This is a genomic window from Hymenobacter agri (assembly GCF_054778495.1).
Genome location: NZ_BAAGZM010000167.1, coordinates 1 through 7,705, shown reverse-complemented (window position 1 = coordinate 7,705; position 7,705 = coordinate 1). Strand labels below are relative to the sequence as shown.

At 60.9% G+C, this 7,705-nt stretch carries 6 protein-coding genes and 2 pseudogenes; 4 read left to right on the top strand and 4 right to left on the bottom strand.

Going from position 1 to position 7,705, the window contains the following annotated elements:
- Positions 1-335, bottom strand: a pseudogene (locus ACYVDE_RS10360) (hypothetical protein); the annotation flags it as partial.
- 167 nt (positions 336-502) lie between these two features.
- Positions 503-1,183 (bottom strand): response regulator transcription factor, encoded by a 681-nt coding sequence (locus tag ACYVDE_RS10355; protein ID WP_460501437.1) that lies wholly within the window; start codon positions 1,181-1,183, stop codon positions 503-505.
- Between the two features lie 328 nt (positions 1,184-1,511).
- On the opposite strand from ACYVDE_RS10355, the gene ACYVDE_RS10350 reads away from it, so the two are divergent.
- Genes ACYVDE_RS10350 through ACYVDE_RS10340 form a run of 3 tightly spaced genes read left to right on the top strand, consistent with a single transcriptional unit; the run spans position 1,512 to position 5,392 of the window.
- The gene (locus ACYVDE_RS10350) at positions 1,512-2,102 is read left to right on the top strand and encodes a (2Fe-2S)-binding protein (protein WP_460501436.1); all 591 of its coding nucleotides are present in this window, start codon (positions 1,512-1,514) and stop codon (positions 2,100-2,102) included.
- A 27-nt stretch (positions 2,103-2,129) separates the two neighbouring features.
- Positions 2,130-3,155: an FAD binding domain-containing protein gene (locus ACYVDE_RS10345; protein ID WP_460501435.1), complete on the top strand. Its 1,026-nt coding sequence runs from the start codon at positions 2,130-2,132 to the stop codon at positions 3,153-3,155.
- Positions 3,152-5,392, top strand: a complete 2,241-nt coding sequence (locus tag ACYVDE_RS10340; protein ID WP_460501434.1) for a xanthine dehydrogenase family protein molybdopterin-binding subunit — start codon at positions 3,152-3,154, stop codon at positions 5,390-5,392. Before ACYVDE_RS10345 ends, ACYVDE_RS10340 begins: the two co-directional genes overlap by 4 nt.
- Before the next feature lie 128 nt (positions 5,393-5,520).
- Here the strand turns inward: ACYVDE_RS10340 and ACYVDE_RS10335 are convergent, their stop codons facing one another.
- On the bottom strand, positions 5,521-6,057 hold the full coding sequence (locus tag ACYVDE_RS10335; RefSeq protein WP_460501433.1) for an ankyrin repeat domain-containing protein: 537 nt from the start codon (positions 6,055-6,057) through the stop codon (positions 5,521-5,523).
- Positions 6,058-6,167: 110 nt separating this feature from the next.
- Positions 6,168-7,094: a hydrogen peroxide-inducible genes activator gene (locus ACYVDE_RS10330; protein WP_460501432.1), complete on the bottom strand. Its 927-nt coding sequence runs from the start codon at positions 7,092-7,094 to the stop codon at positions 6,168-6,170.
- 211 nt (positions 7,095-7,305) lie between these two features.
- Here ACYVDE_RS10330 and ACYVDE_RS10325 point away from each other — a divergent pair.
- Positions 7,306-7,705, top strand: a pseudogene (locus ACYVDE_RS10325) (catalase/peroxidase HPI); the annotation flags it as partial.

The following is a 7,705-nucleotide window of genomic DNA, read 5'->3' as shown; positions in this document are numbered from 1 at the left end:
GCCAGCCAGGCGGGCGGCGCGGGCCGCGCGGCCCCCTGCCCTTCCCGAAAAACCAATTGGTTTTTGGCATCATACACCCGGCCCTGCTCGGCGGGCAGCGTGCGGTAGAGCTGGCGCAGGTAGCGACGGTACGAGGCTTCTTCGCCAGCATCGGTGCGGCCTTCCTGCCCGGCCACGTAGGCGTGCCCCACCACCAGCGTGCGCTTGAACAGGCTCTGGGTGAACTCATCGCGCCGCGACTGCTGCGTGGCGAAGTAAATCACCAGGGCAAACAGCAGCAGCGTCACGGCCAGGATGGAGCCGAACTGCAAAGCCAGGCGCAGGCGAATGGACATAGTTCAGGCAGGGATTAATCGGGCACGGAATAAAAGAACGGCATGCTGAGCGCAGCCGAAGCATCTCTACCGCAATACTATTCCTAACGATTGAGATTAGTTGCGCGGTAGAGATGCTTCGGCTGCGCTCAGCATGACGTTCTCGGTTTCCATTCTATTCCAGTTCCTCACCCCTCCGTCTTCATCACGTAGCCCATGCCCACCAGCGTATGAATCAGCTTGGGCTCGAAGCCTTTGTCCACCTTCTTGCGCAGGAAATTGATGTACACGTCAATCACATTCGAGCCCGTGTCGAAGCTCAAATCCCAGACGTGCTCCAGCAAATCGGCGCGCGACACCACGCGGTTCTGGTTGCGCAGCAGGTATTCGAGCAGGGCAAACTCGCGGGCGGTGAGCTGAATGGGCTGGCCGGCCCGCTCCACGCGCTTGGCGCTGGGGTCGAGGGTGAGGTCGGCGAGGTGCAGCACGGCTTTGGGGGCGGGTGCTTCGGTGCGGCGGCGCACGAGGGCGCGCAACCGGGCCAGCAGCTCATCGAAGGCAAAGGGCTTTACTAGGTAGTCGTCGGCCCCGGCGTCGAGGCCGCGGATTTTATCGTCCGTTTCGCCCAGCGCGGTGAGCATGAGAATGGGCACGCCGGGGTCGTGGGCGCGCACCTGCCGGCACACGTCGAGGCCGCTGAGGCCGGGCAGCATCTGGTCGAGAATCAGGCAGTCGTATTGCGTCGACTGGGCGCGGCGCAAGCCCAGCAGGCCATCGGCGGCGAGGTCGACGGCGTAGCCCTGCTCCGTCAGGCCCTGGTGCAGGAAGGCAGCTACCGAGGGTTCGTCTTCAACTAAAAGAATTTTCATGGGGCGGGAAGGTAGCGCCGTTTCGGAGAACGGGCCGCGTGGGCGGGCCCGGCATCGGAACGGCTGCGTTATCAATACAGAATTGTAGCTGAAACGGGCAACTCGTTGTATATCTGCCAATACAGCGCCTGAGAGTGTTTAACCCAACCCACTAGTTGCAATTGACAAAATTCATTTTTTCTTCATTGTTGTTGATTGACTGAGTATTAAAGCGGGCGGGTGGAATGACTGCGCCGGGCTTGCCGGACAAATTACCGTTCCGGCAAAACACAGTTCCGCCAGGCGCGTAGGCAATTAGTAGTTACCGCAACCTTAAGCTATTTCTCCTATGAGCCAAGTTACCCAAGCTCCGCTCGGCCGCCCGCCGGGCGCTCTGGCCCCCACCCAACCCGTTCACCTCAACATCAACGGGCAGGACCACACCCTCGAAATAGCGCCCTGGACGACTCTGCTCGACGCTCTGCGCGAGCGCCTCGACCTGACCGGCACCAAGAAAGGCTGCGACCACGGCCAGTGCGGTGCTTGCACCGTGCTTGTCGATGGCAAGCGCATCAACTCCTGCCTCTCGCTGGCCGTGCTGCACGAAGACTCCAAGATTCAGACCATCGAAGGCCTGGGCACGGAGGACAAGCTTAGCCCGCTGCAGCAGGCGTTTATCGACCACGACGCCTTTCAGTGCGGCTACTGCACGCCGGGCCAGATTTGCTCGGCCCAGGGCCTCATCAACGAAGGCAAAGCCAGAACCGAAGCCGAAGTGCGCGAGCTAATGAGCGGCAACGTGTGCCGCTGCGGCGCCTACAGCAACATCCTGAGCGCCGTGATGGAAGTACTTGGCAACGAAGGATTAATCCTGAACGATAAGGCCTGGTCGGCCGGTGCGGCAAAGCAAGACATTGCTCCCGTGGAGCCGCCGAAATAAGTATCCTTCATCCCTCATTCAACTCAGATGAACAGTTTCACTTTCACCCAAGCCACGGCCGTGGCGGGCGCCGTGCAGGACAAAGCCGCGCACCCCGACGCGGCCTACATCGGCGGCGGCACCAACCTGGTTGACCTGATGAAGGAAAACGTGGCCCGCCCCACGCACCTCATCGGCCTCAAAAAGCTCGGCCTCGACGCCATCGAGAACCTGCCCGACGGCGGCCTGCGCCTCGGCGCTCTCGCCACCAACGCCGACACCGCCTGGCACCCCGAAGTAGAGAAGCGCTACCCGCTGCTGAACCAGGCCATTCTGGCCGGGGCCAGCCCGCAGCTGCGCAACATGGCCACCGACGGCGGCAACCTCATGCAGCGCACCCGCTGCTACTACTTCTACGACCTAGCCACGCCCTGCAACAAGCGCGAGCCCGGCTCGGGCTGCTCGGCCATCGGTGGCTACAACCGCGTGTGCGGCATTCTGGGCACCAGCGACTCGTGCATTGCCACCCACCCCTCCGATATGTGCGTGGCCCTGGCCGCCCTCGACACCGTGGTGCGCGTGAGCGGCCCCAACGGCGAGCGCACCATCAAGTTCGAGGACTTTCACCGCCTGCCCGGCGACCAGCCCGAGCGCGACAACACCCTGGAGCCCGGCGAGCTCATCACCGGCCTCGACCTGCCCGCCAAGGGCTTCGAGAAGAACTTTACGTACCTGAAGCTGCGCGACCGCAGCAGCTACGCCTTCGCCCTGATTAGTGTGGCCGCCGCGCTGGAGCTCGACGGAAACACCATCAAAGACGCCCGCCTGGCGCTGGGCGGCGTGGCCCACAAGCCCTGGCGTGATAAGGAAGCCGAAGCCTTGCTCATCGGCCAGCCGGCCACGGCCGAAACCTTCGGCCGCGCCGCCGCTAAGGTGCTGGCTTCGGCCAAGGGCCACGGGGCCAACACGTTTAAGATTGAGCTGGCCCGCCGCGCCATTGTGCGCGCCCTCAAGCAAGCCACCGAAATGAATCAGGTGCTCGACACCAACGCTTTTCAAAATTCGAACCCATGAGCCACCCCACTGATTACATCGGCAAACCCACCAGCCGCGTCGATGGCCCCGCCAAGGTGGCCGGCACCGCCAAATACGCCGCCGAGTTCAACGTGCCGAACCTGCTCTACGGCTACGTGGTGAGCAGCCCCATCGCCAAAGGCAAAATCACGAAGATTGACGCCGACGCCGTGCGGGCCCTGCCCGGCGTGCACGAGGTGTTCTCGCACGAGAACGTGCCGCACTACGCCTTTCTCGACCGCAGCTACAAGGACCAGATTGCGCCCGGCGGCTCGCCCTTCCGCCCGCTGCACGATGCCGAGATAAAGTACAGCCTGCAGCCCGTTGCTATGGTGGTGGCCGACACGTTTGAGTTGGCCCGCTATGCCGCGTCCATCCTGCACATCGAATACGAGCAGGCCGAGCATTCCACCGAACTTGTTAAGCACATCGACGAGGCCTACGAGCCCGGCCGTGGCAAGGCTGGCTACAAGCCGCCGAAGTCGCGCGGCAACTTTGGCCGGGGCTGGAAGGAAGGCGTGGCCCACATGGAGGCGCAGTATTCGCACCACGCCCAGCACCACAACCCGATGGAAATGTTCGCCACTACGGTGGAGTGGCTCGGCGATAAGAACCTGAACATCTACGACAAGACGCAGGGCGCTTTCAACAGCCAGAAGGTGGTGAAAAGCATCTTCGGCCTGAATGCCGACCAGGCCCGGGTAATTTCGAAGTACACCGGCGGCGGCTTCGGCTCGGGGCTGCGGCCCCAGTACCAGCTGTTTCTGGCCGTGATGGCCTCGCTACAGCTGCAGCGCTCGGTGCGCGTGTCGCTCACCCGCGAGCAGATGTTCAGCTTCGGCCACCGGCCCGAAACCCTGCAGCACGTGGCCCTGGCCACCGCAGCCGACGGCTCGCTCACCGGTATCAACCACTTCGCGGTAGCCGAAACCTCGCAGTTTGAGGATTTCACCGAAAATGTGGTGGGCTGGAGCGGTACGCTCTACGACTGTAAAAACGTGGAGCTGGGCTACCGTTTAGCGAAAGTTGACGTGTTTTCGCCGCTCGACATGCGCGCGCCGGGCGCGGCTTCGGGCTCCATCGCGCTGGAAATTGCGATGGACGAAATGGCCTACGCTGCCGGCCTCGACCCGCTGGAGCTGCGCCTGCGCAACTACTCCGATTTCGACCAGGCCCAGAACCTGCCCTACTCCAGCAAGGCCCTGCGCAAGTGCTACCACGAGGGCGCGGCCAAATTTGGCTGGGAAAAGCGCACCGCTGAACCCGGCTCGATGAAGGATGGCAACCTACTCGTAGGCTGGGGCATGGGTACTGGCATCTGGGATGCCTCCAAGATGCCCGCCACCGTACGCGCAAGCCTTGACGCCGACGGCCACCTGACGGTGAGCAGCGGCACTAACGAAATCGGCACCGGCACCTACACCATCATGACGCAGATTGCCGCTCAGAGCATGGGCCTGCCGCTCGAAGCCGTGACTTTCGTGCTGGGCGATACCACACTGCCCGAGTCGCCCCTGCAAGGCGGCTCCTGGACGGCCGCCTCCGTTGGCAACTCGGTAGTGGAAGCCTGCCAGAAGCTCGGCGAAGCCCTGCTGAAACAGGCGCAGAAGATGGACCACCCGGCTTTCAAAGACGCCAAAATTGAGGACGTGGAGTTCGCCAACGGCCAGCTGCGCCTGCGCGCCGACGACACCCAGGCCGTGGTGCTGCGCGACCTCGTGCAGGCCAGCGGCGAGCCCAAGATTGAAGCCGAAAACTCGACAGTGCTGGCCAAGCTAGAAATGCTGAAGCCGCCGAAATACTCCATGCACGCCCACAACGCCGTGTTCGTGGAAGTGAAAGTGGACCCCGAGCTGATGACCGTGCACGTAACCCGCGTGGTGAATGCTGTGGCCGCCGGCCGCATCCTCAACCCCAAAACGGCCCGCAGCCAGGTGCTCGGCTCGGTGGTGTGGGGCATCGGCGCGGCGCTGATGGAAGAATCGGTGATGGACCACCGCTTCGGCCGCTACATGAACCACAACTACGCCGAATACCACGTGCCGGTGAATGCCGACATCCACGACATCGACGTGATTTTCGTGAGCGAGGAAGACGATAAGGTAAACCCCCTCGGCGTGAAAGGCATTGGCGAAGTGGGCATGCTGGGAGTGGCCGCCGCCGTGAGCAACGCCATCTTCCACGCCACCGGCAAGCGCGTGCGCGACCTGCCCGTCACGATTGACAAGCTGCTGTAGCAACTCCCGCGGCTGGTGCCGCTGTAGTGACACAGAAACGCCCCGCAACTGATTGGTTGCGGGGCGTTTCTGTTTAAAAATGTTTTGGAAATGCCATATTGTAGAAGGTATACGAAAGGCCAGTCCCGCTATATAATTTCGGATATGTCATTCTTGTAAAATGTTTCGAACATTTCTTTGGGAGACTTGCCATGCTTATTAACAATATTAGGATTGGCACCATGCTCCAACAGCAACTTCACCACACCTTTTTCATCCTTTGAGTTGAAAATAGCTGTCCAAAGAGGTGTATTCCCATGAATATCTGTCGCATTAGGGTTTGCTCCACTTTTAAGGAATTTCGCCGCTATTTCTACTTGCCTGTTCTGGGCAATAAAATGTAAAGCTGAGTAGCCAATCCTGTCCTGATGATTGATGTTCGCTCCATCTTGAAGTAACCAGTCTATAAAGTCCGCTTTATTTTCAATTACTGCATTGATAAGCGCTGTTCTACCATCGCCATCCGTTACGTCAATACCGAATTCGGATAATGTGGCCTTTACATTCGCATAGTCACCTCGTCTGATATTGCTTCTCAATTCATCGACTTTAGGGTCGCATTTGCGGGGTCTCCCTGGATGTGCCATAGGATTATTGCTTTGTCTGCTACAAAGTCCGAATTGCAACAGTAAATGGAGTAGTCGGCGTTTGACCGACAATTTAGCAAGAGTAATTTATTAGTGCTTACCAACACTTTACTATGCTATTGCACAATACTCTGCACTTTCTTGATTCATCACCGCCAACGCACCTTCTCCCCCGCTTTGCCCGCCCGCAGCCGCTCGGGCACACTGGCCCGAATCAACTCGCCCAGGGCCGTGAGCAGGGCCGTGCGCACGAAGCTGTGGTGCACCACCAGGCTCACCTCGCGCACCGGGGCCGGGGCCACGAAGCGCTTGAGCAAGGGGTTGTGGTCTACTTCGTCGAGCACGGCCAGCTCGGGCACCAGTGTGTAGCCGTGGTGGCGGCGCACCAGCTCCTTCAGCGTTTCGATGGAGCCGCTTTCGTAGGCCACCGGGCCGGGTGCGGTGCCGCGGCCGCACAGGTTCAGCACCTGGTTGCGGAAGCAGTGACCTTCCTGCATCAGCCACAGGCCAGGGCTGGCCAGGTCGGCCGGGCGCACGGCGGCCTGGGTGGCCAATGGGTGGTCATTGGAGGCCAGCAGCAGGAAGGGCTCATCGAGCAAGGGATACTCGTGCAGCAGCGGGTCGTCGAGCGGTGTGACGAGCAGGCCCACGTCCAGCCGGTAGTCCTTCAGCCGCTGCATAATTTCTTCGGAGCGTAGCTCCTCGATGTGCACGCGCAACTGCGGGTAGGCCGTGGTGAGGCTGACCAGGAAGCGCGGCACCAGATACGGCGCCAGCGTGGAGATGACGCCCAGGCGCAGCTCACCTACCACCTCGCCTTTGGTGGCCGCCACCACTTCGCGCAGCTGCTGGGCCTCGCGCAGCACGCGCCGGGCCTGGGCGATGATTTGAGCCCCGACGGCCGTGGGCTCGATGCGGCGCTGGGTACGGTCGAACAGTAGTACGCCCAGTTCCTCCTCCAGCTTTTGTACCTGTACGCTGAGGGCGGGCTGGCTCACGCAGCTTTTTTCGGCGGCGAGGCCGAATTGGCGGTGAGTATCAAGGGCAACGAGGTAACTGAGTTGTTGGAGCGTCATAACGGGACAGCAAGCACATAGCTTTTGCTTATAAAGTTATAAATAAAATCGATTTTGATTATGAGTATAGCCCCAGTAGCTTTGTACAAAGCTGGTTCAGGTGGCACTTGTTGCGGCCGCTGAAACGGCTTTACTACGCAAGCCCGCAAACTTTTTTACCTTGTCGGCCCCTTATAAAAGGACCGATTTTTCAACCTATTCCCTACTCAAGATGAGCGCCAACCTGCACGACCTCCCCGCAGACAACTCCATCCTTCACGACCTGAACGCGGACGCCTCGCAGTGCCCGTTCCTGAACGGCGAAGTGAAGCGCAGCGCCGGTGGCGGCCGCACCAACCGCGAGTGGTGGCCCAATATGCTCAAACTGAGCATCCTGCGTCAGCACTCCACCCTGACCGACCCGATGGACCCCGGCTTTGACTACGCCGAGGAGTTTAAGAAGCTGGACCTGAACGCTGTGAAGCAGGACCTGTTTGCCCTGATGACCGACTCGCAGGACTGGTGGCCGGCCGACTACGGTCACTATGGCCCCTTCTTCATCCGCATGGCCTGGCACTCGGCCGGCACCTACCGCATTGCCGACGGCCGCGGCGGCGCGGGCGCGGGCATGC